Annotated in this window: 22 protein-coding genes; 11 read left to right on the top strand and 11 right to left on the bottom strand. The window is 57.4% G+C overall.

Annotated elements, in window-relative coordinates; translation table 11 throughout:
• Positions 1 to 127: 127 nt before the first annotated feature.
• The gene (locus tag GRX64_RS12555) at positions 128 to 1,699 is read right to left on the bottom strand and encodes an ice-binding family protein (protein ID WP_235937662.1); all 1,572 of its coding nucleotides are present in this window, start codon (positions 1,697 to 1,699) and stop codon (positions 128 to 130) included.
• Positions 1,700 to 2,157: 458 nt separating this feature from the next.
• Between GRX64_RS12555 and GRX64_RS12550 the strand changes: the two genes are divergently transcribed.
• Positions 2,158 to 2,784: an FMN-binding negative transcriptional regulator gene (locus GRX64_RS12550; RefSeq protein ID WP_166267701.1), complete on the top strand. Its 627-nt coding sequence runs from the start codon at positions 2,158 to 2,160 to the stop codon at positions 2,782 to 2,784.
• Positions 2,785 to 2,978: 194 nt separating this feature from the next.
• On the opposite strand, the gene glcF is transcribed toward GRX64_RS12550, so the two are convergent.
• From glcF to dctP, 8 genes are all read right to left on the bottom strand, one after another.
• Positions 2,979 to 4,187, bottom strand: a complete 1,209-nt coding sequence (glcF, locus tag GRX64_RS12545; RefSeq protein WP_166267699.1) for a glycolate oxidase subunit GlcF — start codon at positions 4,185 to 4,187, stop codon at positions 2,979 to 2,981.
• Positions 4,188 to 4,296: 109 nt separating this feature from the next.
• Entirely contained in the window at positions 4,297 to 5,355 is a 1,059-nt protein-coding gene (gene glcE / locus GRX64_RS12540; protein ID WP_166267697.1) for a glycolate oxidase subunit GlcE, read from the bottom strand.
• Complete coding sequence (locus tag GRX64_RS12535) at positions 5,348 to 6,811, bottom strand: FAD-linked oxidase C-terminal domain-containing protein (RefSeq protein WP_166267695.1); 1,464 nt, start codon at positions 6,809 to 6,811, stop codon at positions 5,348 to 5,350. The genes glcE and GRX64_RS12535 overlap by 8 nt, the downstream gene beginning before the upstream one ends.
• A 30-nt stretch (positions 6,812 to 6,841) precedes the next feature.
• Positions 6,842 to 7,267 (bottom strand): GlcG/HbpS family heme-binding protein, encoded by a 426-nt coding sequence (locus tag GRX64_RS12530; RefSeq protein ID WP_166267693.1) that lies wholly within the window; start codon positions 7,265 to 7,267, stop codon positions 6,842 to 6,844.
• Positions 7,268 to 7,281: 14 nt separating this feature from the next.
• Positions 7,282 to 9,519: a malate synthase G gene (locus GRX64_RS12525; protein WP_166267691.1), complete on the bottom strand. Its 2,238-nt coding sequence runs from the start codon at positions 9,517 to 9,519 to the stop codon at positions 7,282 to 7,284.
• Between the two features lie 92 nt (positions 9,520 to 9,611).
• Positions 9,612 to 11,153, bottom strand: a complete 1,542-nt coding sequence (locus tag GRX64_RS12520; protein ID WP_166267689.1) for a TRAP transporter large permease — start codon at positions 11,151 to 11,153, stop codon at positions 9,612 to 9,614.
• Positions 11,150 to 11,854, bottom strand: coding sequence for a TRAP transporter small permease subunit (locus tag GRX64_RS12515; RefSeq protein WP_166267687.1), 705 nt, complete (start codon positions 11,852 to 11,854; stop codon positions 11,150 to 11,152). Before GRX64_RS12515 ends, GRX64_RS12520 begins: the two co-directional genes overlap by 4 nt.
• A gap of 83 nt (positions 11,855 to 11,937) precedes the next feature.
• A complete protein-coding gene (gene dctP / locus GRX64_RS12510; RefSeq protein WP_166267685.1) occupies positions 11,938 to 13,047 on the bottom strand; it encodes a TRAP transporter substrate-binding protein DctP in 1,110 nt (369 codons plus the stop codon).
• 280 nt (positions 13,048 to 13,327) lie between these two features.
• Here dctP and GRX64_RS12505 point away from each other — a divergent pair, with 280 nt between their 5' ends.
• The 10 genes from GRX64_RS12505 (at position 13,328) to GRX64_RS12460 (ending at position 25,682) form a co-directional block, all read left to right on the top strand.
• Complete coding sequence (locus tag GRX64_RS12505; protein ID WP_166267683.1) at positions 13,328 to 14,074, top strand: FCD domain-containing protein; 747 nt, start codon at positions 13,328 to 13,330, stop codon at positions 14,072 to 14,074.
• Positions 14,075 to 14,101: 27 nt separating this feature from the next.
• The gene (locus tag GRX64_RS12500) at positions 14,102 to 14,470 is read left to right on the top strand and encodes a CidA/LrgA family protein (RefSeq protein ID WP_166267681.1); all 369 of its coding nucleotides are present in this window, start codon (positions 14,102 to 14,104) and stop codon (positions 14,468 to 14,470) included.
• On the top strand, positions 14,463 to 15,194 hold the full coding sequence (locus tag GRX64_RS12495) for an LrgB family protein (protein ID WP_166267679.1): 732 nt from the start codon (positions 14,463 to 14,465) through the stop codon (positions 15,192 to 15,194). The genes GRX64_RS12500 and GRX64_RS12495 overlap by 8 nt, the downstream gene beginning before the upstream one ends.
• 2 nt (positions 15,195 to 15,196) lie before the next feature.
• Positions 15,197 to 17,149 carry an ATP-binding protein gene (locus tag GRX64_RS12490; protein WP_166267677.1) on the top strand — a complete coding sequence of 651 codons (1,953 nt, stop codon included), beginning with the start codon at positions 15,197 to 15,199 and terminating at the stop codon, positions 17,147 to 17,149.
• 134 nt (positions 17,150 to 17,283) lie between these two features.
• Complete coding sequence (locus GRX64_RS12485) at positions 17,284 to 18,354, top strand: TRAP transporter substrate-binding protein (protein WP_166267863.1); 1,071 nt, start codon at positions 17,284 to 17,286, stop codon at positions 18,352 to 18,354.
• A gap of 111 nt (positions 18,355 to 18,465) precedes the next feature.
• Entirely contained in the window at positions 18,466 to 18,900 is a 435-nt protein-coding gene (locus tag GRX64_RS12480; protein WP_166267675.1) for a DUF4864 domain-containing protein, read from the top strand.
• 217 nt (positions 18,901 to 19,117) lie between these two features.
• Positions 19,118 to 20,098 (top strand): TAXI family TRAP transporter solute-binding subunit, encoded by a 981-nt coding sequence (locus GRX64_RS12475; RefSeq protein WP_166267673.1) that lies wholly within the window; start codon positions 19,118 to 19,120, stop codon positions 20,096 to 20,098.
• Positions 20,099 to 20,232: 134 nt separating this feature from the next.
• Complete coding sequence (locus tag GRX64_RS12470) at positions 20,233 to 22,425, top strand: TRAP transporter permease (protein WP_166267671.1); 2,193 nt, start codon at positions 20,233 to 20,235, stop codon at positions 22,423 to 22,425.
• Between the two features lie 90 nt (positions 22,426 to 22,515).
• Positions 22,516 to 24,333: a sensor histidine kinase gene (locus GRX64_RS12465; RefSeq protein ID WP_166267861.1), complete on the top strand. Its 1,818-nt coding sequence runs from the start codon at positions 22,516 to 22,518 to the stop codon at positions 24,331 to 24,333.
• On the top strand, positions 24,330 to 25,682 hold the full coding sequence (locus GRX64_RS12460) for a sigma-54-dependent transcriptional regulator (protein ID WP_166267669.1): 1,353 nt from the start codon (positions 24,330 to 24,332) through the stop codon (positions 25,680 to 25,682). The genes GRX64_RS12465 and GRX64_RS12460 overlap by 4 nt, the downstream gene beginning before the upstream one ends.
• On the opposite strand, the gene GRX64_RS12455 is transcribed toward GRX64_RS12460, so the two are convergent.
• Together GRX64_RS12455 and GRX64_RS12450 are read right to left on the bottom strand one after the other, a co-directional pair.
• Entirely contained in the window at positions 25,672 to 26,154 is a 483-nt protein-coding gene (locus GRX64_RS12455; protein ID WP_166267667.1) for a sensor histidine kinase, read from the bottom strand. The two genes, GRX64_RS12460 and GRX64_RS12455, sit on opposite strands and share 11 nt — an antisense overlap.
• The gene (locus GRX64_RS12450; RefSeq protein ID WP_235937674.1) at positions 26,145 to 26,777 is read right to left on the bottom strand and encodes a histidine kinase dimerization/phospho-acceptor domain-containing protein; all 633 of its coding nucleotides are present in this window, start codon (positions 26,775 to 26,777) and stop codon (positions 26,145 to 26,147) included. The genes GRX64_RS12455 and GRX64_RS12450 overlap by 10 nt, the downstream gene beginning before the upstream one ends.
• Positions 26,778 to 26,858 lie beyond the last annotated feature (81 nt).

Here is a 26,858-nt window from a genome sequence, read left to right as displayed (position 1 = left end):
ACACGTTGAAGGCAACGGGCAAACCCTGACTCTATGGCTCTGGTTGTTCAGACTGTTAACACGACTGAATGGGTGTGCCGTTTTAACAGTGCTGTCCTGGTTTTATCCTTTTATCGGGCATCCATTTTTATGGCGCTGTAACGGTGTTCATTTCCAGGGTTACAGCAGTCTGTGATAGCAGCCTGCCGTTAACCGTTGCGCCTGTTTTAACGGTAACGCCTTTCTCGGCGATCACAATGCCTTTGAAACTTGCACCTGTATCGAGTACCACACCGGTGCCGCCGCCAACCTGCCAGAAGACATTCTCCGCCACCGCCCCGCCGGATAAAAGCACTTGGGTATTACTTGCCTGAAGTACATCGCCGGCTATCTGGAAGATCCAGACATCGTTGGCGCTGCCTGCAAGCGTCACATCCGTATTGATCAACACGTTTGTACCCCATTTATAAAGACCTGGGGCCAGTGTCTTGCCGCTGACATCACCTGCATGCAGTTCGGTAAAGTCAGGGGTGGTTCTACCTGCTGCGTCATTGTAGGCCGTTCCCATGTCGAGTACCGCGTTGGCAACCAGCGTGTTGTCTGGTGCTGTGCCGGCAAAGCACGCTCTGCCACCAGCACTGGCGACATACGCATCATCAGCGCCGTAGATGATGCTAGTTCCAGTCATTTCATCGCAAGAAACATTGTTCATGGCCGTCGCAGTGATTGGGCTGGCACCGATGTTCCCAGTGATAGCGGATTGAAACACATTGGTAATACCGGTTTTAGTCAGTATGACAAAATCGCCGGCGGTTCTGAGATTGACGGGTTCCGGGCCAGTCGCGATGGCGTCTCCGGTCTCAAATGTCCAGATGTAATCAGCTGTAAGCGCATTGGTTGCGAGATCCGTTACCGCCATTGTCAATGTCGCGGTATAGGTGGTGCTGGCAGCAAGATTGTTTACAGGGTTAAAGGTCACCAGCTTGTTCGAGTAACTGACGGTACCTTGTACGGGTGTTCCACCCATGGTCAGAGTGAAGCTGTCTGAATTAACGCTGGCAGGATCCAGTGTTTCGCTAAACACCGCATGGATGTTTCGGTTGAGTGCAAAGCCTGTCGCTGCATTAGTCGGGTCTGTGGAGACTACCGTGGGAGCGTCAGTGTCAGCCGCGATTCCGCTTCTGAACTGCCAGACATAGTCGTTTGCCAGTGACTTACCGGATAGGCTTTTTGCCGCTGCGGTAATGGTGGCGGTGTAAGGCGTATCGGCGGTGAAACCGGGCGCAGAGGGTGTAAACGTTACGCTACTGCTGTTGGCGTCGGTAGACACAGCACCTGTGAGTGCGGGTCCGGTGTCACCAGCCACAGTAAAACTGAAGCCGTCAATGGCTGTCGCGTCCATCGATTCACTAAAGTAAGCGATTACTTTGCTGTTGAGTGGCACCGGGTCGGCAGCATCGGCCGGGGCGGTAGACGTAACCGTCAGCGCGGCTGCCACGGAGCCGTTGTCGCTGCTGTTGTTGTTGCTATCACTACCACATCCTGCCAATAAAGCAGTGAACATGATCGCACTGATCCATAAGCTTCGACTTGCATAGTTTTTTATCGTATTCATTATTATATCCATTAAATGTTTTAACCGCAGATTAATACGTGCTGCGATTAATGGCGGCAAGAGGTTTGCTCTGACCGGAAGGTTCTTTTTTATTGCATTGGGCATACGGTGGTGTCACAAGATAGATCGCCGTCTAAATTATGATTAGGGTGTAGAGTTTGACAATAATTCCGTCTAGAACCGGGCCTTAGACGGTAGGAGAGACAGGTACTATGCGCTTAAAAAAGACAAATAGGTGAAATGTTTTTATGAAATTTGTAGTTTTAGATTAAATCGATGTCATTAAAATAGTCATTGTTACTGTTTTTTAGGCATTTTTGATAACAACGGCAGGTTAAAGATTGGGGCGATAAAATATAAGCACTTATACTGCTCTCTTAAAGCCAATATGTTTTTGTATTTAAGACTATTTTATTTAATACAGTTTCTATAGTTATTGGGTCATTTTATTGTTTGTTGCGAATATAAATATATCAAATAGTCTTTATTGTTCGATAATTCAATAGTGTAGATCAGCCGCTTCAGGCAGAATTGGCAGTCAGATCGCATAAGGAGATTGCCAGATGTACGTCCCCAGTCACTTCGCGGAACAGGATTCCCAAACGCTCCAGCAGTACATTCGTGATTATGGTTTCGGGTTGCTGATAGTCGCCGACGAGCAGGGCATTGAGGCGAATCACCTGCCTTTTCATATCAATACCGATGCGTCCGGGTCTCTGGGTCTGTTGCAGTGCCATCTCGCGCGGAGCAATCCGGTTTGGCAGCGGCTGGAACGCGGTGCCCGGGTGCTGGTGGTGTTTCAGGGGCCCGATGCCTATGTGTCACCGGCGTGGTACCCGACCAAAGCCGAGTCTGGCCGGGTTGTCCCGACCTGGAACTATCTGGCCGTCCACGCACAGGGACGCCCGCGCGTCGTGCAGGACGTAGACTGGCTGAGAAGCCACCTGCACCAACTGACCGATCGCCACGAGACAGGAAGAGCGCAACCCTGGTCAGTGGACGACGCGCCCCAGGATTATACCGAGCGCTTGATGCAGGGCATCGTGGGGGTTGAGATCCGCATCGAGACGCTGACGGGAAAACTGAAGGCGAGCCAGAACCAGCCGGGCCGTAACAAAGCAGGCGTTAAGGCAGCGCTGGCCGGTGGCGACGACACCAAGGGCCATGCGATGTCTAAATTTATCCGCTGACCCGCCACCGGAAATGCATGCGCAATGGATTGGAAAGGTCCCGTCGTTGTGGGCGCGTGGCAGCATCAAATGAATGCACGAAGCCACCCGGCACCAGACTAACCCATCACAAGACCTGACCGTGGGCTGGTAATTCACCCAGCGGGACCGGCTATCCCCTGGCCGTGCGGCGCAGGGGATGTTACATGCGTACGTTATCGGTCGAGCAATTCCACCCAGTGTTGCACTGGCACCTGGGCCTTGGTTTCCAGGTGTAACTGGCAGCCGATGTTGGCGGTGACGATGCGGTCGGGTTGGTCCAGGGTCAGTGCTTCGAGTTTGTTTTTCAGCAGCTTCTGACTCATTTCCGGTTGCATGATGGAGTAGGTGCCAGCCGAGCCGCAGCACAGGTGTTTGTCTTTGGTTTTGGCCAGATCAAAGCCGGCTTTGGTCAACACCTGTTCCACCAGGCCACTCTTCTGCATCGCATGTTGCAAGGTGCAGGGGCAGTGGAACGCTATTTTGTCGGTGGACTTCTGCAGCTCGAGTTTGCTCAGGTCTTCCGCCAGCAGGACCTCACCGATGTCTTTCATCAGTTCACTGACGCGTTTCGCCTTGTTGGCATACACCGGGTCGTTGCGAAGCAGGTGGCCATAATCCTGCACCATGGCACCACAGCCGGAGGCGGTCATGACGATGGCTTCGGCACCGGCTTCGATGGCCGGCCACCAGGCGTCGATGTTGCGACGCATGAAGTTCAGGCCTTCCTCATGAGCCGACAGGTGGTAACTGACCGCTCCGCAACACCCGGCTTCCGGTGCTTCCACCAGGGTAATGCCCAGTTTGTCCAGCACCCGCGCTGTTGAGGCGTTGGTGGTAGGCGCGGCGGAGGATTGCGCGCAGCCGGCTAACGCCATCATTGCCCGCGGGTGACTGGCGGTTGGCCAGGGTGATGCTTTGCGCCGGGGCGGCACCTTGGCTTTCAGGGCCGGCGGCAGCACCGGTTTGAACAGTTGCCCAAGCGCCAGCAGCGGTCCGAACCGATTGCTGTAGGGCAGCACTTTACGCAACGCCAGCCGCATCAACCGCTGCTTGCGTGGGCGTTCCAGCTTGTCGTCAATCACGCCACGGCCAATGTCCACCAGACGTCCGTACTGGACACCGGAGGGGCAGGTGGTTTCGCAGGCGCGGCAGGTCAGGCAGCGGTCGAGGTGATCCCGGGTTTTGTCGGTCACCTCGGCGCCTTCCAGCATTTCCTTGATCAGGTAGATTCGGCCACGGGGGCCGTCGCGCTCATCGTTGAGCTCCTGATAGGTCGGGCAGGTTGCGGTGCAAAAACCGCAATGGACACAGGCCCGCAGAATCTCCTCGGCTTCGATGCCGTCCGGGGAGTTTTTAAATTCAGCAACAAGGTTCGTCTTCATGGAGCACCTGGTGGTTTATATCCGGCTGTCGTTATAACAGTCACTGTCGTGGTCGTTATCACCGTCGTTATCACCGTCGTTTTCACAACCGTTCTAACGGTGACAACGGTTACATCCAGCTATAAAGACGGCCGGGATTAAACAGGCCATCCGGATCAAAAGAGTGTTTCAGTCGCTTCTGGATCGCCTGCAACGCGGGCAACTGCCGGTGCATCACTTCACCGGTGCGATCCCCGCCCCGGAACAGGCTGACCTGTCCGCCGGCTTTCTCAGCATGAGCTTCCATCGACGCCAGTTCGGCATCACCGCGATACCAGCGCTGTGAACCGGCCCAGTCGATCAACCAGGGGCCGTCCAGCGGCGGATTGGGCGCGGTGGAGTTAACCGAGAAGCGCCACAGGGGTTGGTCACCCGCGAAAAACGGTAATTGCTGATCACGCAGTTGCTGCCAGAATTCGTCGCCGCCCGTCATCAGGGGAATATCCCATTGTTTGGCGGTGGCCTCGACAGCCGACTGCGCGCCGGACAGCCGCAGATAAAGCTTACCGTCCAGCCAGCACGCGGCTGACAGCGGTTTCGGTTCGGCGGCACGGGCGTTCATGAACAGAATGGCTTCGTTCTGCCGCATCTCGCGCGACAGGGTGACGGTGGTGGCCGGTCGTGGCAGCACCTTGAGACTGATTTCCGTCAGCACGCCCAGGGAGCCCATGGCGCCGGCCTGGGTTCGGGACACATCGTAACCGGCAACGTTTTTCATCACCTGGCCACCGAAACGCAGCTTTTCGCCGGTGCCGTTGATCAACCCGACGCCCAGCACCTGATCACGCACTGAGCTCCACCAGGGTCGTCCGGGGCCAGACTGGTTGCAGGCCAGGGTGCCGCCAATGGTGGAGGCGTCGCTGAAATGCGGCGGCTCGAAGGACAGCATCTGATTGTTCTTCGCCAGTGCCGCTTCAATCTCAAGCAGTGGCGTACCGGCGCGTACCGTCAGCACCAACTCCACCGGCTGGTAGGTGACGATGCCACTGTGGCCGCTGACGTCGAGACGGTCGGCGTCGATGGCACGCCCCATAAAGGCCTTGCTGCCGCCCCCGACGATGCTGAGTTTACGGGCCTCGGTGCGCGCGGTTTTAATCTGGTCCTGCAGCTGTTCAGTGATATCAGGCATGGTGAGCTTCCGCCGCCTGTGGTTTTAAGTTAATGGCCCGGTATTCCTGGCAGTTGCGCAGGGTGGGTACGCCCTTACCGGGGTTAAGCGTGCCGCGCGGGTCAAAAGCCTCTTTCACGGCATTCAGCTGTTCGATTTCCTGGTCGGTAAACTGCATCGGCATCTGACGTATTTTCTCAATGCCAACACCGTGTTCACCGGTGATGCATCCGCCCACTTCCACGCACAGTTGCAAGATACTGCTGCCAAAGGCTTCGGCTCGTTCAAACTCGCCGGGTTTGTTGGCATCAAACAGGATCAGCGGGTGCAGGTTGCCGTCGCCGGCATGGAAAACATTGGCCACACGCAGGCCGTATTGCTTGGACATGTCCTGCATGGCGTTCAGGACATCGGCCAGATGAGCCCGGGGGATGGTGCCGTCCATGCAATAGTAGTCCGGGGATATCCGGCCCATAGCGGGGAAGGCATTCTTGCGGCCTTTCCACAACAGCGCTCGTTCGGCTTCGTCTTTGGAGGTCCGAATGGAGGTGGCGCCGAAGTCCCGGAACAGGGCTTCCACTTTCTCGATGTGTTCCTGCACTTCTTCTTTGGTGCCGTCCACTTCGCACAGCAACAAGGCTTCGGCCTCGACCGGGTAACCGGCGTGGGTAAAGTCTTCCACGGCTTTTATGGCGTGGCTGTCCATCATCTCCAGACCGGCAGGAATGATGCCCTGGGCAATGATGCCGCCGACCGCATCGCCGCCGTTGTCGACGCTGTCAAAACCGGCCATCACAACGCGGGCGATTTCCGGTGTCGGCAGCAGTTTGACCTGAATTTCGGTGATGATGCCCAGTAACCCTTCGGACCCAGTGATCAGGGCCAGCAAGTCCATGCCGCAGCTGTCCAGGCCATCGCTGCCAATGACAACGCGCTCACCTTCAACCGTGATCATTTCTACGCTGAGGATGTTGTGGGTGGTCAGGCCGTATTTCAGGCAGTGCACACCGCCGGAATTCTCGCCGACATTGCCACCGATGGTGCAGGCAATTTGCGACGACGGGTCGGGTCCGTAATAGAGACCGTATTCCGACGCGGCTTCGCTGATCGCCAGATTACGCACCCCGGATTGCAGCCGCGCCGAGCGGGCCATTGGATCAATGTCGAGAATGCGGTTGAATTTGGCCAGCGACAACACCACGCCGCCGGCATCCGGCAAAGCGCCGGCGCTCAGGCCGGTGCCGGCACCACGGGCAACCACCGGTATCTGATAGCGGTGACAAACGCGCATGACTTCCTGAACCTGGTCCACTGTCTCCGGCAACACCACCATCAGGGGCATCACACAATACATCGACAGGCCGTCACACTCGTAGGGCTTGAGTGTCTCCTCGTCGGTGATCACAAAGGCCGGATCAATAAAGCTCCGGAACATGCTGGCCAGTTCGGCCTTATCGGGTTTGCTTGCGGAATTCATCACCATACTCCGGGCGGTTGCTGTGCTGTTTTAACCGCGATCAATGTTGAAGTAATCGATACCCGCCTGGGCGCAGGTCATGTCCTGTTGCGGGGTGCCAGAGCTGAGGCCAATACCGCCAACCACTTCGCCGTCAACGGTGATTGGCAGGCCACCACCAACCACACAAAGCCGACCGCCCATGGACGTGTGGATACCGAACACCAGGTTGCCGGGGACACAAGCGGCGTTGTATTCGTGCGTTGCCTTACGGGCGGCGGCCGCCGTATAGGCTTTATCCTGGGCGATGGTGATGCTGGTGATCTTGCCACCGTCCATGCGCTCGAAAGCGATCAGATTGCCGGACTCATCGGTGATCGCAATACACATGGGGATACCGATTTCACGGGATTTGGCCGCGGCGCCTTCAATCAGAATACGGGCGTCTTCCTGGTCGAGTCTCTTTAGTGTCATCATAAATATTATTCCTGTTACGGGGCTTGTTGAAAAGGCGACTGGCTGTTGCCGATACGGTTCGGCGGGGCCAGGGTCTGTAGACCCTTGGCCTGCCGCCGACGCTCATGCAACACCGGTTCGGTATAGCCACTGGGCTGTTCACAGCCAGTGAAAATCAAATCGTATGCAGCCTGAAAGACCACACTTTTATCAAACTCACGGCCCATCTTGCGGTAGTGGGGATCGCCCGCATTTTGGCTGTCCACCACCACCGCCATGAATTTCAGCGTATCGATCACCTGATCGTCGGTGCAGATGCCGTGATAAAGCCAGTTGGCCAGCAACTGACTGGAAATTCTCAGGGTGGCTCGGTCTTCCATCAACCCGATGTCATTGATATCGGGTACTTTGGAGCAGCCAATACCTTGGTTCACCCAGCGCACCACATAGCCCAGTATGCCTTGTGCGCAGTTGTCGAGCTCGGCCTGAATACGGTCCGGGGCAAGCCGTGTCTGGCCCAGCAATGGCGGGGTCAGGAGTTGATCCAGACTGTCTCGCTTGCGGGACATAAGAGCCTGTTGCCGGGCCTGCACGTCCACCTGATGATAGTGAACCGCGTGCAGTGTCGCGGCGGTTGGTGAGGGCACCCAGGCGCAGTTGGCACCCGCTTCGGGGTGAGCTCGTTTGGTTTCCATCATGCGCCGCATCTCGTCCGGCATCGGCCACATGCCTTTACCGATCTGTGCGACGCCGGCGAGGCCGCAGGCCAGGCCAATGTCCACATTGCGATTTTCGTAGGCCTGTATCCAGGGCTGGGTCTTGATGTCGTCTTTCGGCAGCACCGGGCCGGCGGCCATGCAGGTGTGAATCTCGTCACCGGTCCGGTCCAGAAAACCGGTGTTAATGAACGCCAGTCGTTCGCGTACGGCGCGAATGCATTCGGTCAGGTTGGCGGAGGTGCGCCGTTCTTCGTCCATCACACCCACTTTGATGGTATTGCGCGCCAGTCCCAGGGCGTCTTCGACCCGCTCAAACAGCAGGTTGGTAAAGGCCACTTCATCCGGCCCATGCATTTTGGGTTTGACGATGTAAACGCTGCCTTGCCGGCTGTTGCGGCGGGGGCTCAGGCCCTTCAGGTCGTGCAGTGTACAGAAAGTGGTCACCATGGCGTCCAGTAGACCTTCGGGTACCGCCTGGTTGTTGGCATCCAGCACCGCGTCGGTGGTCATCAGGTGCCCGACGTTGCGCAACAGCAGCAGACTGCGCCCGGGCAGCGTGAGTGTGGCCCCGGTAGGAGTCTGGTAATGCCGGTCGTCGTTGAGCTGCCGGGTGATGGGATGGCCGTGCTTGAGGAAGGTGTCTTCCAGCGTGCCTTTCATCAGCGCCAGCCAGTTGCGATAGACCAAGACTTTGTCATCGGCGTCGACGGCGGCGACGGAGTCCTCGCAATCCATGATCGTGCTGACCGCGGATTCAAGCACCACGTCCCTCACGCCGGATGCGGCGAGCGCACCGATGGGATGCTCCCGGTCGATAATCAGTTCAATGTGCAGGCCATGATTTTTCAGCAGGATGACGAGGCCACGTTCATCCCGGCTGTGACCCACCAATTGCGCCGGCTGCGCCAGGGCCGTGGTATCGCCATCAGAGGTGGTGGCTTCGAGCACCCACCGGTCGTGGATATTTTCAAGCCGGTATTCCACGACATCGACGTGCGAGCCATGGGCCAGAGGGGTCGATTGATCCAGGAAATCGGCGGCCCAGCGGATCACGCGCTCGCCCCGAAACGGATTGAACTCGTCGGTTTTTTCGCAGCCTGTGTTTTCGGCGATCATATCGGTGCCGTACAACGCATCGTAGAGGCTGCCCCAGCGGGCATTGGCGGCGTTGACCGCAAATCGGGCGTTATTGACCGGTACCACCAGTTGTGGACCGGCAATGTGAGCGATTTCGTCGTCGACATGAGTGGTGTCGATCTGGAACGGTTTGCCTTCCGGCACCAGATATCCGATGTCGGCTAGAAACGTGGTGTATTGGTCCAGGTGAATGGTGCGACCTTTGTGGGCATCGTGCCATTGGTCAACCTGGGTTTGCAGTCGGTCACGGAAAGCGAGCAGTTCCCGGTTGCGCGGTGCCAGTTCCGTGACAATGGCCTCAAAGGATTGCCAGAACTGGTCCGGGTCAATGCCGGTCCCAGGCGCAATCTCATGGGCCACCAGATCATGGAGCGGTGCCGCAATCTTCAATCCGTTGATGGTGATTCGACTGTTCATCTGGTTCTCGCTGACGCTTGCTAACTCGGTGGAACCCGCCCGACAGCGCCCTCAAAAGAGGCCGCCGCCGGGCGGGAGCATGATCCCGACGGTTAGCCGTAGACCAGGCCTGGCAGCCAGGTAACGATGGATGGGAACACGATGCACAGGAACAGCCCCAGTGCTTGCAGTCCCAGGAACACCAGGGCGGAACGGAAGATCGTCGCCATGGAGATTTCCGGTGGACACACACCGCGGATGTAGAACAGTGCATAGCCAAAGGGCGGACTCAGGAACGACATCTGCATGTTCACCAGGTACAGCACCCCGAACCAGAGCACCACATCGGAACCGTCAATACCGGGCAGGCCGAACAGGCCATCAAAGGTCAGTGCTTCGACGATGGGAATGAAAATAGGCACGGCCAGCAGCAGAATGCCCACCCAGTCGAGGAACATGCCCAGTACCACCAGCAGCAACATCAGCAGAGCCAGCACCGCGTAGGGCGACAGACCAATGCCAAGGATGGTTTCAGTGATGAATGCCTGGCCACCCTGGAGGATGTAGAAACCGACAAACACCGAGGCCCCGAACATGATCCACAGCACCATGGCGGAAGCCTTGGTGGTGGTAATCGAAGCATCCCTGAGCGCCGAAATTGACAGTGCGCCATGTTTCCAGGCCACCAGCATGGCACCAAAGGAGCCAATACCCGCTGCCTCTACCGGCGTTGCGACCCCGCCGAACAACAGGCCAAGTACGAGGAAGACCAGGATCAGCGGCGCGATCAGGCTGCGCAGCAAACGCAGTTTCTCAAGGGTGGATACGCGCTCTTCAACCGGCACCGGTGGCCCCAACTTGGGGTTGAGCCAACTGCGGATCAGGACGTAGGCGACGTACGTCATCGACAGCATCAGGCCCGGCATCACCGACCCGAGGTAGAGCTCGCCCACAGACTGCTGGGCGACCACGGCATACAGGATGGCGAGGATCGAGGGCGGAATCAGGATGCCCAGGGTGCCGCCGGCCATAATGGAGCCGAGGGCGATCTGGTGATCGTAACCGCGTTTCAGCATCGCGGGCAGGGCAATGATGCCCATCGTGACTACGGCGGCCCCGATCACCCCGACCATCGCGGCCAGAATGGTGGATGCCAGGATGGTGGCTACGGCCAGACCGCCGCTGAGGCCGCCCATCCATTTGTAGACCACACTGAACATTTCCTCGATCAGGCCAGCGCGTTCAAGCATCGAAGCCATGAAAATGAACAGCGGAATCGCCGCCAGGTCGGAGTTGGTCATCATCGGAAAAATACGGCTCGGCACGATATTGAGCATCGCGGTGTCGCCCACCAGATAGACAAACATGACCCCGAGGCCACCGGTAACGAAAGCCAGCGGCAGGCCCATCATCAGGGCCACCATCAGCGACCCGAACATCAGGTACGTTAACGGTCCGATGCTGACTCCCGACAGGGTGCCGGCAAGCCGGAACAGGAAGTAGTCGTCGCTGTAAGGATCGTAAAACAGTATGTTGATGACTTCGACACAGATGATAAAACCGAGCCCGACGGTCGCCAGGATCATCAGCCAGGTGCCGAGTTGACCGATCAGACGGTCTTTGGCCGTGGTAGCGTTGGCAGCTTGAGTGCTCATTCAGATGCCTCCCGGCCCAGACGGATAAACACTGAAATGTCTTTCAGCAGCTTGGAAATACCGGCCAGCAGTAGCATAAACGAGCCCAGCAGCATGATGCCTTTGACCGGCCAGTACTGGATGCCCCAGGTCTCAACAGTGGTTTCACCCATGGAATATGCGTTCTCGAAATAGGTCCAGGACGTCAGCACCAGTACCAGTGCAAACATGAAGAAAAACATGGAAGTAAAGATGTCCATGCCAATGCGTCCGCGCAGGGGCAGGAAGTTGTAAACCACATCCACCCGGACGTGGGCGCCGTGTAACAGTGCAAAGCCACCGGCCAACAGGTATTGCATGCCCAGCAGCAGATAGCTGGCCTCATGCACCCAGATGGTCGGGGTGTTGAATATGTAACGCATGATTACTTCGAAGAAGTAGAAACAGACGGCGTTGACGGTCCAGAACGAGATAAACAGACCCGTTTTGTCGCTCATCCAGTCTACCGCCCGGGTAAACAGGTTGGCGTCCGAGCTCTGGTATTCGACGGTGGGTGGCTCGTCCTGCCCTTCGCCTATGGGTGGGACAGCGGCCTCCGTCTCGTCCTGCGTATCTGAACTGCGCCAGCGGTCGAGCGCAATCATGATCAGTGGCATGATTGCCAGCCAGCCCCAGTAAAGCCAGTGGGGCATTACAAAACCAAAACCTTCCAATTCAGACATGATGTACTACCTCTGGTATTGACCAGAATTATCGATGGAAAAAGGGGAGAGCAAAGCTCTCCCCTGGTCAAACACTTGGGACGTTACTTCATGCCCTTGATGTCTTCCTCGGTGATATAACCGACGGTGTCGTTCATCATGTATTCGAGCTGCATGTCGAAGATCGCACGGGCGTCTTCGTTCTTGTTCGCCCAGCGGTACCAGACTGGAATAGCCGCGCGGCGGAATTCCTGCAGGTCAGCCTGGCTCAGGCGAGTCACCGTGGTGCCAGCTTCCTTGAACTTTTTCATGGCTTCAATGTTGCGCTTCTGAATAGCCAGGTAGTGCTTCTGGGAGTAGATCCGGACTTCGTCTTCCACCAGTTGCTGCAACTTGGGATCCAGCGCTTTCCACGCCCGCAGGTTGACGGTCAGGTCCATCAGGTCAACCGGCTGGTAGACCGACATGACGCCTGGAGGCCCCATCAGGATGGTGTCGGTGACCTGGGCAAAGCCAAGTTCCCAGTTGACCGCAGGCCCTACGTAGTCAGCGGAGTCGATGGTGCCTTTTTCCAGTGCAGGGAAAATGTCCGAGCCTGGCAGGCTGACCGCTGACACACCGAATTCAGCAAAGACTTCCGCAACCATACCGCCAGGCAGGCGCATTTTCAGACCCTTGAGGTCGTCCAGGCTGTTAATCGGCTCTTTGGAGTGAATGATGTTGGCGTCGTGCTGAATCGGTCCGACGTAGAACAGGCCGAACTTCTCGTAGATTTCACGGGTTTTTTCCAGCATGCCCAGAGAGTAGAACATGGTGTCCCACTGGTGTGGCTGGTCCGGACCGGCCGGATAGGACGACAGGAAAACAGAGGCCGGAATTTTGCCTGACCAATAGAGTGTGAAGGGGTTCATGCCCTGCAGCACACCATTTCGAACGGCATCGAACAGACCGTTATTGTCGGCAGCGACCGCTTTGGCGGGGAAACAGGTGAATTTCAGTTCGCCACCGCTCTTTTCTTCGATGCCGTCGCACCAGTCTTTGAACAGGTCGTAACCGACGGTGCCCGCATCCCAGACCGACTGGATTTTCCAGGTGGTAGCGGCCTGTGCGCTGCTGGCCAGGAGAACGGCCCCGATGGTTGCGGAGGTCAGCAGTGTTTTGAAGATGCCGCGGCGCGGCGTCACGCTTGTTGTGTCAAATTCATTCTTATTCATAATCGGACTCCAGAAGACTCATCACATTGTTGTTGTTGGACTTCGCCGCCACACTTTGAGCCCTCGGTGCACTCAGCGAGGTCCCCGGAATTACTATCACGGTGACGTTAACCCTAATCATTGGTTCAGAATTGGTGGTAAGTCCAGATGAATGGCAACTGGTCGGACCAGTTTTTCTAGACAGTTATTGGGGCATGAGCCATATTCAGCTTAAGGCGGGCAGATAGCTCACATTTCAGATTGTTAATAACGGAACTGGTCTGACCAGTGGTTTCTACTGATGGAAAACAAGTCGGTACCTATATCCCGGGCGGTGGCACACCGTCTGGAACAGCTCATTCTGGACGGCACCCTGGCTCCTGAGCAGATGATTCCCTCAGAGCGCCAACTGGCGGCCAGACTGGGGGTTTCCCGTGCGGTCATTCGTGAGGCGTTGCGCGAGCTTCAAGGTCGGGGCATCATTGAAACCCGTCATGGCAAAGGCTCCTTCGTTTCCCATATGCTGCCTGAGCCCGAAACCGACGGGCCGTTGATGCAGCTTTTCATTGGCCACTCCCGGACCTTGTACGATCTGTTTGAAGTGCGCGAAGAGCTTGAAGGCAAAGCCGCCTATCTGGCGGCTGAGCGGGCGACAGAAAAAGACCAGTACCTGATCACCAAAGCGTTCAATGAAATGGAGATGGCCGATCCGTTGACCAACGCGGAACTCGATCATGCCTTCCACCGTGCCATTGTGAATGCCTCCCACAACCCGGTACTGATCCATGTGCTGAACAGCCTGAAAGACCTGATGTTGCACTCGGTACAGGCCTCGGTCGCCAACCTGAGTCACCGGGAGGCGTTCAAACGCCAGATTGACAAACACCACCGCCAGATCTATCACTCCGTTATCAGTCGTCAGGCGAAGTGGGCTAAAAAAGCGGCCATGGCCCATGTGGTTCATGTCAGCAACTCCCTGCGCCAGATCGAAGAACAGGAACACGGCATCATTCGCGCGGCCATTGAGCCGCACCACTACCCGCAATGACCCGGTGACGGGCCAGGACAAGGGCGTATGAATTTTCTGAACGGCATCACCCTGCTATTGATTTATCAGTTGGTGGGAGAGGTAAGTGTACGGCTGCTTGAGTTGCCGATTCCCGGACCAGTGATGGGCATGGTGATGCTTTTTATATCGTTGGTCCTGAGCGACCCCGTAAAAGCAGCGGTGGAGCCAGCAGCAACGTCACTCCTGAGCCATCTGTCACTGTTGTTTGTCCCCGCCGGGGTCGGCCTGATGGTGCATTTTCACCGGTTGGCTGAGGAGTGGCTGCCAATCAGTACCACCCTGATTGTCGGGACCATTGTCACCATGGCGGTCACCGCTTGGGTGATGCAGTTGGCGGGGCGGTGGGTGACTGGGGAGAAACGCCAGGATGACTGAGCCGAAGCTGGTCCAGATCTGGGTCTATCTGTCAGCGTCACCGTTACTGGGCCTGGCCATGACCCTGGTGGTCTACAGTCTTGCCTACAGACTCTATATACGGGCCAATTCCAACCCGTTACTGAACCCGGTGGTGACGTCGGTGGCCGTGTTGATCGGAATTCTGCTGGCCACCAACACGACCTACGATGTCTATTTCGACGGTGCCCAGTTTGTCCATTTCCTGCTTGGCCCGGCGACCGTGGCCCTTGCCGTGCCGCTGTACCAGCAATTTGCCAAACTGAAGCAGGTATGGCTGCCGGTGACGGTTGCATTAATGGCCGGTGTTTTGGTTGGCACGTTCAGTTCCATCACCATTGCCAAACTGCTGGGCGCCAGTCTCGAAACCCAGCTCTCGCTTGCACCCAAGTCGGTAACCGCGCCGGTTGCCATGGGCATATCGGAGCAGATCGGTGGCCTGCATTCGCTCACTGCAGCACTGGTCGTGGTAACCGGGATTATCGGCGCGGTCATAGGGACCAAGCTGTTTGATCTGATGGGCGTCAAGGACGACAGTGTCAAAGGCATCGCCATGGGGCTGACGGCCCACGGTATCGGCACCGCCCGTGCGTTTCAGGTCAGCGACCAAATGGGTGCGTTTTCAGGGCTGGCGATGGCGCTATCCGCCTTCACCTACGCCATCGTTTTGCCCTGGCTGTTGGGCCTTATTGGCATGATTGACTAACCGTGAAGAAAAAACACGATAACGTGGGACTCAAGGTTCTGCCAGTGGCGATGTTGTGGTTCATCAGAGTCTCGGTGGTGGTGATTTCGTTATTGGCCGTGTTTTACATCGACCGCTTCAATTACCGGTCGTTTCTCGAACAGACGCGGGCGGATGTTGCCAGCGAGCTGGCCGTTTTGCGGGCGGAACTGGAAGGCGCCATCACCAAGAATCTGCAAACCGTCCGGGGAATGGAAGCGGCGATCGCCACGGAGCCCGGCTTGAGCCAGGAGCGATTTGATGAACTGGCCGATGTCATTCTGCAAGACCGCCTGCAATTGAGGAACATTGGTGCTGCGCCGGACATGGTCATCCGTATGACGTACCCATTGGCCGGTAACGAGGCTGCGATCGGCCTCGATTTCCGGGCCAACAAAGACCAGTGGCCTGAAGTAAAGCGCAGTGCTGAATCTGGCCAGTTGGTGCTGGCGGGTCCGGTGAACCTGGTGCAGGGCGGGCAGGCATTTATTGGCCGGATTCCGGTGTTTACCCCGGCCAGGGGCGGTGAACCCCGAAAGCTGTGGGGCATGATTTCCGCGGTGATTGATAGGGCGCAGTTGTATCAAGAAGCCGGACTGCTGGCGTCGGACCAACTGCAGACGGGGATGCGCAAGACCCTGGCGGGTGGCGAGCCTGGCCCGGTCTTCCATGGCGAGCCGGCGCTGTTCGATGACAATCCGGTGATCATGTCGGTCAGCGTTCCCGGCGGAACCTGGGACTTGGCCGCGGTACCGGCGGGCGGCTGGCCCCAGGTCGCGGACAACGTGTTGACGGAGCGGTTCCTGCTGGCGCTGGCGTTGTTGGCGATCATCGTACCGGTGTTGATGCTGACCTGGTCCATCCAGCGCCAGCGCATTGGTCAAAGTCAGTTGCGCGCGCTGTTCGAGCTCTCACCTTTGGGAATCGCCCTGGCCGACGATGAAACCGGTCGCTTCATCGACGTTAATCAGGCCATGCTGGCTCTGACCGGTTATGACCGGGTTGAGTTGCTGACCCGCAAGGTCTCGGACCTGACCGGTGGTTTGGAACAGACCCCCCTGAGTCACAACGCCGTTGGTGGACTGCAGGAGCACACCTGCCTGCGGGAAGACGGGTCGCTGTTCTTCGGGCTACTGACCTGGGCGCCTCTGCAAGATGAGTCGGGGCGAAAGCTGGTCTGGCTGGTGGTGCAGGATATTTCCGAGCAGAAACGCATTGAGAAAATGAAAAGTGAGTTTGTCTCAACGGTCAGTCATGAGCTCAGAACACCGTTGTCGTCGATTTCCGGCTCATTGAAGCTGGTGGCCGGCGGGGCAGTTGGCGAGATGCCAGAGAAAATGCAGAGCATGGTCGATATTGCGCTTAAGAACAGTCATCGCCTGGCTTATCTGATTGATGACCTGCTCGATATGGACAAGCTGGTTGCCGGCAAGATGCGACTCTCCATGATGACTTTACCGGTATTGCCACTGGTGGAATCCAGTATTCGAAATCAGCTTGGCTATGCCAACCATTACGGGGTATCAATCCGTCTGGAAGGCGCCGTCTCAGACAGTCGCGTGCGGGTAGATGAGCAACGCTTCCAGCAGGTAATGGCGAACCTGTTGTCGAATGCCCTTAAGTTTTCACCGGCCGGTAGCGAAGTGGTGGTGACGGTTGAAACTCTGGGCGAGCTTTTGCAGGTCTCGGTTCAGGATCAGGGGCCTGGCATTCCACTATCGTTCCATAACCGGATTTTCCAGCGCTTCGCCCAGGCAGATTCATCCGACACCCGCGCCAAGGGGGGGACCGGGTTGGGACTGGCGATCACCAAGAAACTGATGGAGTTGATGGACGGGGACGTAGAATTTGAATCGGAATCGGGCCAAGGTAGCCGGTTCTTCATCTCGATGCCGGTAGCGAAGAGCGACGATGCATCCACCGCTCAAATCGTTTAGTTTATACAGAGTCGTCGCTGGCCGACGGCTGCTGATGATAACAACCCATAACTAAGTTAAGTAAACGGCGATCGCGGTCTATGATGACCTATAACAAACACAATACACAGCCACTGGAAACTGGACGCCTTATGATGACTCGTCTGCTAAAAGGAGCTGCCCTGGCACTGCTCTTGACCGTTGCAACTTCCCTGGTCCATGCCGAAAAAACCTACACCTTGAAATTGGCTGAAACCTGGGGCCCAAATTACCCGATACTCGGCGATACCACCCGCAGCATGGCCGCCATGGCCAAAATAATGTCCAACGGCCGATTGGATATCCGAATCGACTCGTCCAACAAGCACAAGGCGCCGTTCGGCATTTTCGACATGGTGAAAGCGGGCCAGTACGACATGGGTCATACTGCCTCCTACTACTACAAGGGCAAAATCCCCAATGCCATGTACTTTACCACCGTGCCGTTCGGCATGATTGCGCCGGAGCAGTACGCCTGGTTTTACTACGGTGGCGGCATGGAGCTGATGCAGAAAGTGTATGAACCCCACGGTTTGCTCTCGTTTCCCGGCGGCAATACCGGTAACCAGATGGGCGGTTGGTTCCGTAAGGAAATCAACTCGCTGGAGGATCTTCAGGGCCTGAAAATGCGCACCCCCGGGTTTGCCGGTGAAGTGATGTCGGAAGTGGGCGTGGCGGTGACCAATATTCCGCCTGCGGAATTGTTCACGGCATTGGAGCGCGGCACCATCGACGCGCTGGAGTGGGTAGGGCCGGCTCTGGACTTGAGTATGGGTTTCCACCAGATTGCCAATTACTACTATTCAGGTTGGCAGGAGCCAGCGGCGGAAGTGCAGTTTCTGGTTAACCAGAAAACCTGGGATTCGCTGCCGGAGGATCTGCAAGAAATTCTGCGGGTGGCGATGCGAACCGCCGCGTACGACATGTACGCACAGAGCATGCACCTGAACGGCCAGAACTGGAGCACGATGAAAGAAAACTATCCCAATGTGCAGGCCAAGACCTTCCCGCCGGAAGTCATTGATGCATTGCGGGCAGCGACTGAGAAACTGTTGGCCGAGGCCGCCGAAAGCAACCCGCTGGCCCAGGAAATCATCAGTTCCCAGGCCAACTACATCAAGGCTATCCGGCCCTGGACCAACATTTCTGACAAGGCTTATCTCAACAGTATTTCCACCGGCAATTAAGGCTAACAGCGTCGGGAATTCCCGGCGCATTGCTTCGGGTCTTTTGTGACGGCACTGAATCTATCCCCGTCCGGTGGGCGTATGATGGGTATAGACCTTGGAGAAAGCCGTATGTTGCTATTGAACACATTGTGTCGTCAGGCGCTGGTGCGCACATTGGTTGCTGTGTGCTTGTTCAGCGCCGGATCGTCGGTTTGGGCGGATGGTCGGGAACAGGCGGTGAGAGACACCATTCTTTCCCAGATCGAGGCCTTCGCCATTGACGATGCCGAGGCGGCCTGGTCGTACGCCAGCGATGCGATCCAGGCGCAGTTCGGCTCCCCCGACGTTTTTATAAGCATGGTGCGCCAACGTTACCCTGCCATTTACCGCGCTACCGAGATCGAATTTCGGGAATTGGTGCCCCACGACGGCTTTGTGGTCCAGACGGTCCGGTTTAAGGGCCCGCAAGGCGGACTCTGGGACAGTGTCTACACCCTGACCGAGCAAGAGGACGGCTGGCACATTGGCGGCGTCGCGTTGAAGCAGGCGAATTTGGGTATTTAAGCAAAGTCCGCCCGGCGGCCGAATGGTCAAATCTCACCCATTGCCCCCGTGATGATGGGTCAAGTCCCACCCATTTATTCCGTGCTTTAAATCTCAGAGCCACCCATGGCACGGTCTGAGCTTGTTGGCCCAGTGATTGCAGAGACAACATGGAATGCACGGAAGTCGGTAAGGCTTCGTTCCCATGACAATAAAGACAATCATTCTGGAGCAAACTATGAACACTCTACGTGCCCTCTCGCTGGCCACACTCGCTGCCTCTGTCGTCGCCTCCGGCGCGGCCATTGGTCAGGATCGTTCCGACTGGCCCTCCAACTTCACCGTTGGCACCGCCAGCCAGGGTGGAACCTACTTCGCCTACGGCGCCGGGTGGGCCAACTTTGTGGCAGAGAACCTGGGCGTCTCCGGCGGTGCGGAAATCACCGGTGGCCCCATGCAGAACATGGCGCTGGTGCATACCGGCGACGTTGGTTTTGGCCTGACCACCATGGGTCCCGCCCGTGAATCCATGGACGGCAAGAGCCCGCTGGCTCCAGGCATGCAAATGGACAATGTCTGTGCCATGTTCCCGATGTACCAGACCCCGTTCTCGGTGACCGCACTGTCCAGTTCCGGCATCAACACGATTGCGGACATTCCCGACGGTGCCAGCATTGGTTTCGGTCCAGCCGGCTCCACCTCGGACACTTACTTTCCTCGCATGATGGAAACCCTGGGCGTAAAGTTTGAACGTCGCAATGGCAGCTGGTCGGACCTGGGTGGTCAGCTTCAAGACGGCCTGATTGATGTTGTGGCGTTTGCGGCGGGTATTCCGATTCCGGCGGTCAGTCAGCTCGAAGTCCAGGCGGACGTGAACATCATCGAGTTTACCGAAGATGAAATGAACAAGATCACCGCTGCTTTCCCGGTGTCTGAGTTCACCATTCCCAAAGGTACCTACAGCTCGTTGGATACCGATGCCCGCGCGGTTTCCATGTGGAACTTCTCCATTGCAAACTGTGATCTGCCGGAGAGCTTCGTCTACGAAGTCACCAAGCTGACCATGGAAAACAACGACAAGATGATGTCGATCCATAAGGCGGCCCGTACCACCGTACCGGAGAACTACACCAAGAATACCTTTATCCCTTTCCACCCAGGCGCAGCCCGTTGGTTCAACGAGAACGGCTATCCGATTGATGCCAGCCTGATCAAGTAACCGCTCGGCAGTGTCCGTTACGGGCACTGCTTAACGGCTTTTATTGACTGATAAGGCAGGGAGCTTCCGGGTTCCCTGTTTCCGGATTACCGTCAGCGGGTCGCTGGCCGCATGCTAGTGGGTTTGGGTGAATCATGACCATTGAAAAAAATGAAAAAGAGTCTGAATTAGAACCAGCGTCTCCTCACGTTGAGGCCGTGGTGGTTCAGGGGGTGGATGACGAACCGGTTGAGGCCAATCGCCGGCTGTACACGTCCGGGCTGCTTCGATTTGTCGCACTGCTGTCGATTGCGTATTCGTCGTTTCACTTGTACACGTTGAACGTGGCGCCACTGGAAACCTGGTCGTTTCGCATCGTTCACGTCTGTGGGGCGTTGATCCTGGGCTACATCCTGTTTTCAGGTGCCCGCTTCTCGAATACCCGGCAAGTATCGTCTGTCCATCGGTTAACGTCCGTGGCGGCCATAATTCTCCTGATACCGGCCATCTACGCGCTGGTTCAAACCGTGTTTATGTATCAAACCATGCAGGAAGGCGCGCTGCGAATTCCGGTGGATACCGAAACCTGGCACTTTGGCTGGCCTCTGTTAGTCGCCACGGGCCTGGGCATTGTCACCAGCTGGTTTCATCAGCGTGAGCGGTCGGTATTCAGCTTGCCCGACCTGGTCCTGATCGTGTGTTCCGTGGCCACCGCCGCGTATTTGCTGGTGGTCTACAACTCGCCTCTGCGCATGAGTACCGGCACCTCGTTTGCGCCGGTCGGCATATCCTTCGCGGCCATCGCCGGGGTCGGATTGATCATGGAAATGACTCGCCGGCTCACCGGTCTGGCGCTTGTTATTATTGCGCTGGTTTTTCTGGTTTATGTGTTTGCCGGACCCTATCTGCCGGGCTTTCTCGGTTATCCGGGCCTGTCGGTCCAGCGGTTTTTCAGCCAGGTTTATACCGATGCCGGCGTGTTGGGACCTACCACCGCGGTATCGTCGACGTACATTATTCTGTTCATTATTTTTGCGGCGTTCCTGCAGGCCTCAAAAGTGGGCGACTATTTTGTCAACTTTGCCTTTGCTGTCGCCGGTCGCTCCCGCGGCGGACCGGCCAAGGTGTCGATCTTCGCATCGGGCCTGATGGGTATGATCAACGGCACCAGCGCTGGCAACGTGGTATCCACCGGCTCGCTGACCATCCCGCTGATGAAAAAGGTGGGGTATAAGGCCCGTTCTGCCGGTGCGGTCGAAGCGGCGGCGTCAACCGGGGGCCAGATTATGCCTCCGATCATGGGAGCCGGTGCGTTCATCATGGCCGAAATTACCGGTATTCCTTATACCGAGATTGCCATTGCGGCGATTATTCCCGCCATCCTGTACTTTGCCTCGGTCTACTTCATGGTGGATTTTGAAGCCGCTCGTACCGGCATGCGGGGCATGCGCAAGGACGAGCTGCCGTCGATAAAGCTGCTGCTCAAGCAGGTGTACCTGTTTATCCCGATCATCATCCTGATTGTGGCTCTGTTTATGGGTTATTCGGTGATCCGGGCCGGTACCTTGGCGACGGTGTCGGCGGCGGTGGTCAGTTGGCTGTCACCCAATAAAATGGGCATTCGGGCGATTCTGCGGGCCCTCGACCTGGCCAGCCATATGTCGGTCCAGATCATCGTGGTGTGCGCCTGCGCCGGTGTCATCGTCGGGGTTATTTCGCTGACGGGTGTCGGTGCGCGTTTCTCCTCGCTGCTGCTGGGTGTGGCTGAGACCAGCCAGTTGCTGGCGCTGATCTTCGCCATGTTCATTTCCATCTTGTTGGGGATGGGCATGCCGACCACGGCCGCCTACGCGGTGGCCGCCTCGGTGGTGGCGCCGGGCTTGGTGCAACTGGGGATCGAGCCGCTGACCGCGCACTTCTTTGTGTTCTACTTCGCGGTGGTGTCGGCGATTACGCCGCCGGTGGCGCTGGCGTCCTATGCCGCCGCCGGGATATCCGGGGCAAACGCCATGGAAACCTCGGTGGCTTCGTTCCGAATCGGGCTGGCGGCGTTCATCGTGCCATTCATGTTCTTCTATAACAGCGCGTTGCTGATGGACGCCAGTGTGGTGGAAATCGCCCGCGCATTGGTGACGGCGACCGCCGGTGTGTACCTGCTGTCGGCTGCGGTCCAGGCCTGGTTCCTCAACCGGCCGGCCGGTGTGATCGCACGCCTGCTGCTGTTAGCGGCGGCGTTGTTGATGATCGAAGGTGGCCTGATGACGGACGTGGCCGGTATTGGTATGGCCGCGCTGGTGTTCTTCCTGCAGAAACAGACTGGCGGCCCGCAGACCGCGACTCAGCCATAATTTGCTCAGCGGACAACCTGCAGCCATTGCAGGTTGTCCAAAGGTGTCGCAATGGCTAACCTGACGTCTGTCTTCCATGAACGATCCAGCATGACTTATCGATTTTGGGCCGCCATTCTGTTTGTGCTTACCGGGATTCTGTCCTGGCAATTGGGTGCCTGGTTGGGCTACCGGACGGTCGAGCGTGAAAGCCGGGAGGAGTCCTTCCGCTACAGCCAACTGGTGGCCAACGAGCTCAAACGATACCAGCCGATACCGGAATTGATGGCCCAGCATCCATTGCTGCAGGCCACCCTGGAATCGCCCGCAAACGCCGGTCTGATCCTGCAGGCCAACAAAGAAATGAAGCGCATGGCAGCCATTGTCGGTAGCTCGGATGTGTACCTTATGGACCGTACCGGACTGACAATCGCCGCCAGCAATTACGACCTCGAAAGCAGTTTTATCGGTCGCAACTACGACTTCCGTCCCTACTTCTACCAGGCCATGGCCTCGGGGCGCGCGTCGCTCTATTTTGCCCTGGGTATTCAGTCCGATTTGCGTGGCCTGTATTTCTCGCACCCGATCATGACCGACGCCGGTGAGCGCCTTGGTGTTATCGCGGTCAAGGTCCAGGTCAATGAACTTGAGTCGCAATGGCAACGCCCCGCGGTCTATAACGATGCCGAAATGGTCGTGCTGGATGGGGATGGGATCAGTTTCCTGGCCAGCCGTCCTGACTGGTTGTATCGTAATTTTGAGCCGGCAGACCATCAGGCCCGGAACTTTGCCAAAATTCAGCAGCGTTATCCCGACCGTTCTCTGGCGCCGATGAAGATCGTGAAACTGGGGCAGCCAATGGGGATGGCCGGTGACTCAGAGCGCATCCGGATTACGGACGGTGATGTGTCCCGGGAATACCTCAGCGTTCATACTCCTTTGCCTCAACTGGATTGGAGTCTGCAGGTGATGATTGGTACCCGGTCGGTGTTGTGGACCCGGGTCGAATCGATGGTGGCGGGATTGCTGCTGTTTTTGGGCGGGTTTCTGACCTGGCTGTACCTGCGTGAGCGCTACCGGAGGGAAGCCGAACTGGCGCAGCGCGGTGAACAGCTGGAGCGCCGGGTAACCGAGCGGACGGCGGACCTGGAAGCCTCCAACCGGCAGTTGCTGGAAGAAGTGCGGCAGCGCAAAATCGCGGAAAAAGGCCTCAAGGAAACCCAGCAGGAACTGATACAGGCCGCCAAGCTCGCGGTGCTGGGGCAGATGTCGGCGGGCTTGAACCACGAGATGAATCAGCCCCTGACGGCGATTCAGGGCTATGCCCGGAACAGCCGGCAATTTTTGACCCGGGGCAATCACGAGATGGTGGACTCGAACCTCGCGGAGATAACCCTGTTGTGCACGAAAATGGCCGAGCTGACCCGACAGTTCAAGGTCTTTGCCCGCAAGTCGGAAGGGCCGCCAGCGTCTGTTGATCTGCGCACCTCGGTGGATGCTGCACTGAAAATCATCACCGCCCAGGACAACAGCGACGGCGTTGACATTGACTGGCAACGGCCGCCAGAGCCAGTGATGTGTCATGGCGACCTGATCCGCATCGAGCAGGTGGTGGTCAACCTGATCGCCAATGCCATGCAGGCGGTGGAACAGGTGGACTCTGCCCGGATCAGCATTGAAATCGTGGGGGACGAGACCGAGTGGCATTGCCGGGTGCGGGACAATGGGTCTGGTCTGCCGGCCAACACCGAGCAGATCTTCGAGCCGTTTTTCACTACCAAATCAATGAAGCAGGGCCTGGGGCTCGGGTTGTCCATTTCGCGCCAGATAGTCGATGCACTGGGCGGGCGTCTGACCGGCAATAACCGGGTGGATGGCCCGGGTGCTGAATTTGTTTTAACGCTAACCAAGCGGGGAGTAGCCGAATGACCACACCGGCCATCGTATTCATTGATGACGATCCCGATATTCGTCAGGTCATGGCGCAAACCATGGCGCTGGAGGAACTGGCGGTCGAGTGCGTGGCGGACGGCCAGAGCGGGTTGGCAAAACTGTCGGCAGAGTTCGCCGGCGTGGTCTTGTGTGACTTCAACATGCCTGGCATGAACGGGCTTGAGGTACTGCAGGCGGTTCGGACGCTGGACGATGCCATCCCGGTGATCATCCTCACCGGACAGGGTGATATCAGCACGGCAGTGACCGCCATGCAGCAGGGCGCTTACGATTTCATCGAAAAACCGTTTGACCATGACGAGTTGATCGAGCTGCTCAAACGGGCGCTGGAAAAACGCCAGCTGGCGCTCGAAAACCGACGCCTGAAGGCCCAGTTAAAGCTGTTGGCGCGGCCGGGGCCCCGGTTGTTGGGCGATTCGCCGGGTATGCAGCGGGTGTTGTCCACCATCACGCCGCTGCTCAACACCTCTGCCAATATACTGTTACGTGGCGAAACCGGTGCGGGCAAAGACGCGATTGCACGGTATATCCATGAGAACAGTCAGCGCAGCACCCACAACTTTGTTGCGATCAATTGCGGTGCGGTGCCTGAAAACCTGATCGAGAGCGAATTGTTCGGTCATGAGTCCGGTGCTTTCACCGGCGCCGATAAACGGCGGGTCGGCAAATTTGAACACGCCCATCGGGGCACGCTCTTCCTGGACGAGGTGGAAAGCATGCCACTGCCGTTGCAGGTCAAGCTGCTTCGGGTCTTGGAAGAATTAAAGGTCGAGCGGCTGGGCAGCAATGCTTCGATTGACGTCGATGTGCGGGTAATCGCCGCGACCAAGGCCGATCTGAAAAAGCTCAGCGATGCGGGCGAGTTTCGGGCCGACCTGTATTACCGTCTCAATGTGGTGCAGGTGGATATTCCACCGCTGCGGGAGCGTAAAGACGATGTGCCGTTGCTGTTTCACCACTTCGTACTGATTGCGGCCGCACGGTATGACCGGGAGAGCGTGCCGCTGGATGCGAGCCAGGCGGCGCAACTGATGCAGCACAACTGGCCCGGTAATGTCCGGGAGTTGCGTAACCTGGCCGAGCGCTATGTGTTGCTGGGTCCGATGGCGCTGGCCGAAAATCCGGGCGCCATGGCACCCGACATTGCGGGCCGCCAGACCTTGGTTGAAATGATGGACAGTTTTGAACGCTCGGCGATTGTCAGTGCGCTCAATGTCTGCCAGGGCAGTATCAAGGACACCATGTTGCAGTTGGGCCTGGCCCGCAAAACCCTGTACGACAAGATGAAAAAGCACGGGCTGGACAAAGCCGAATTCAAGGAGTGACGTTGTCTCCGGTACCGGGTAGCTCGACGTAAAACCGGCAGCCGGTTTCCTCATTGCGGTACGCCAGACGGCCACCCAGCTTGACGATAATGGACCGGGACAAGTGCAGTCCCAGTCCCGTGCCACCGTAGGTGCGACCTGTGGAGGTATCCGGCTGGGCAAACCGCTCAAAAATCTGGCCGGCAAACTCCGCCGAAATACCCGGACCCTGATCGATGATATCGACACGGAAACCACGGTCGGTTTCACTCAGGTTCACCCGAATCACGGAGTCCCTGGGGCTGAACTTGATGGCATTGGACAGCAGGTTCTGAAATACCTGTATTAGTTGATCGTAGTCTGCGGTAATCCAGGCGCGCTCGACGATCGCAGTTGCAATAACAATGTCTTTCTCGATGGCGGAATAGTGCTGGTTGCCGCAGGCTTCGTTGACCACTGTTGCCAGATTCAGGGGAGCCAGTTTCAATGGCACGGCCCGTGCTCGAGTTTTTCCACGTCAAGCACGGCGTTGGTCAGGTCGATCAGTCGTTGGGTATTTTTGCGCGCCATCGCGACGATAGCGCCCGACTGTTTGCCTCCCAATTCAATGGCACCGCCGTCCAGGAGCGACAGTGCCCCGTGAATTGCGGTCAGCGGTGTGCGAAGTTCATGGCTGACAATCGACATCCAGTTGCGACGCTCCATTTCCAACCGGGCGCGCGCACTCTCCGCCAACAACCGGGAGTCTTCATATTGGTAGGCAATGGCCCCGGTAAACACCATGGCACCGATGGTGGCCATCATCCGGCCTGCCATCTCTCCCTCGGCGTCGAGAGGTGTCAGCCAGCCCAGGTAATGACTGACCAACAGCCCCACGAGTCCCGACGCCAGAATGCCAATCACCTGGAAGACCCGCAGCCGATAACCAATAAAATTGGCCAGCAGTGGCAGGGTGACAAACCAGACCAGGACGCGTGAGAACAGGCCCTGATCGGTCACGGCAGTGGCGAGCACCAGGCCAACGGCGACGGCGATGAACAAGTCGCCGGTCAACTGGACCTTCCCGGTGTTTCGCAACACAACAAAGCAGGCCATCAGTAACGGCAGCGCAACCATCACTACAACGATGCCCGGCAACCAGCCCTGACTGGCTTATCGAATTCATGCCATGGCGGCACAGCTCAGTGAGCCGTACAG

The sequence above is a fragment of the Marinobacter caseinilyticus genome (genome assembly GCF_011074955.1).
GTDB lineage: Bacteria > Pseudomonadota > Gammaproteobacteria > Pseudomonadales > Oleiphilaceae > Marinobacter > Marinobacter caseinilyticus.
This window is presented reverse-complemented; position numbering and strand designations above follow the sequence as displayed.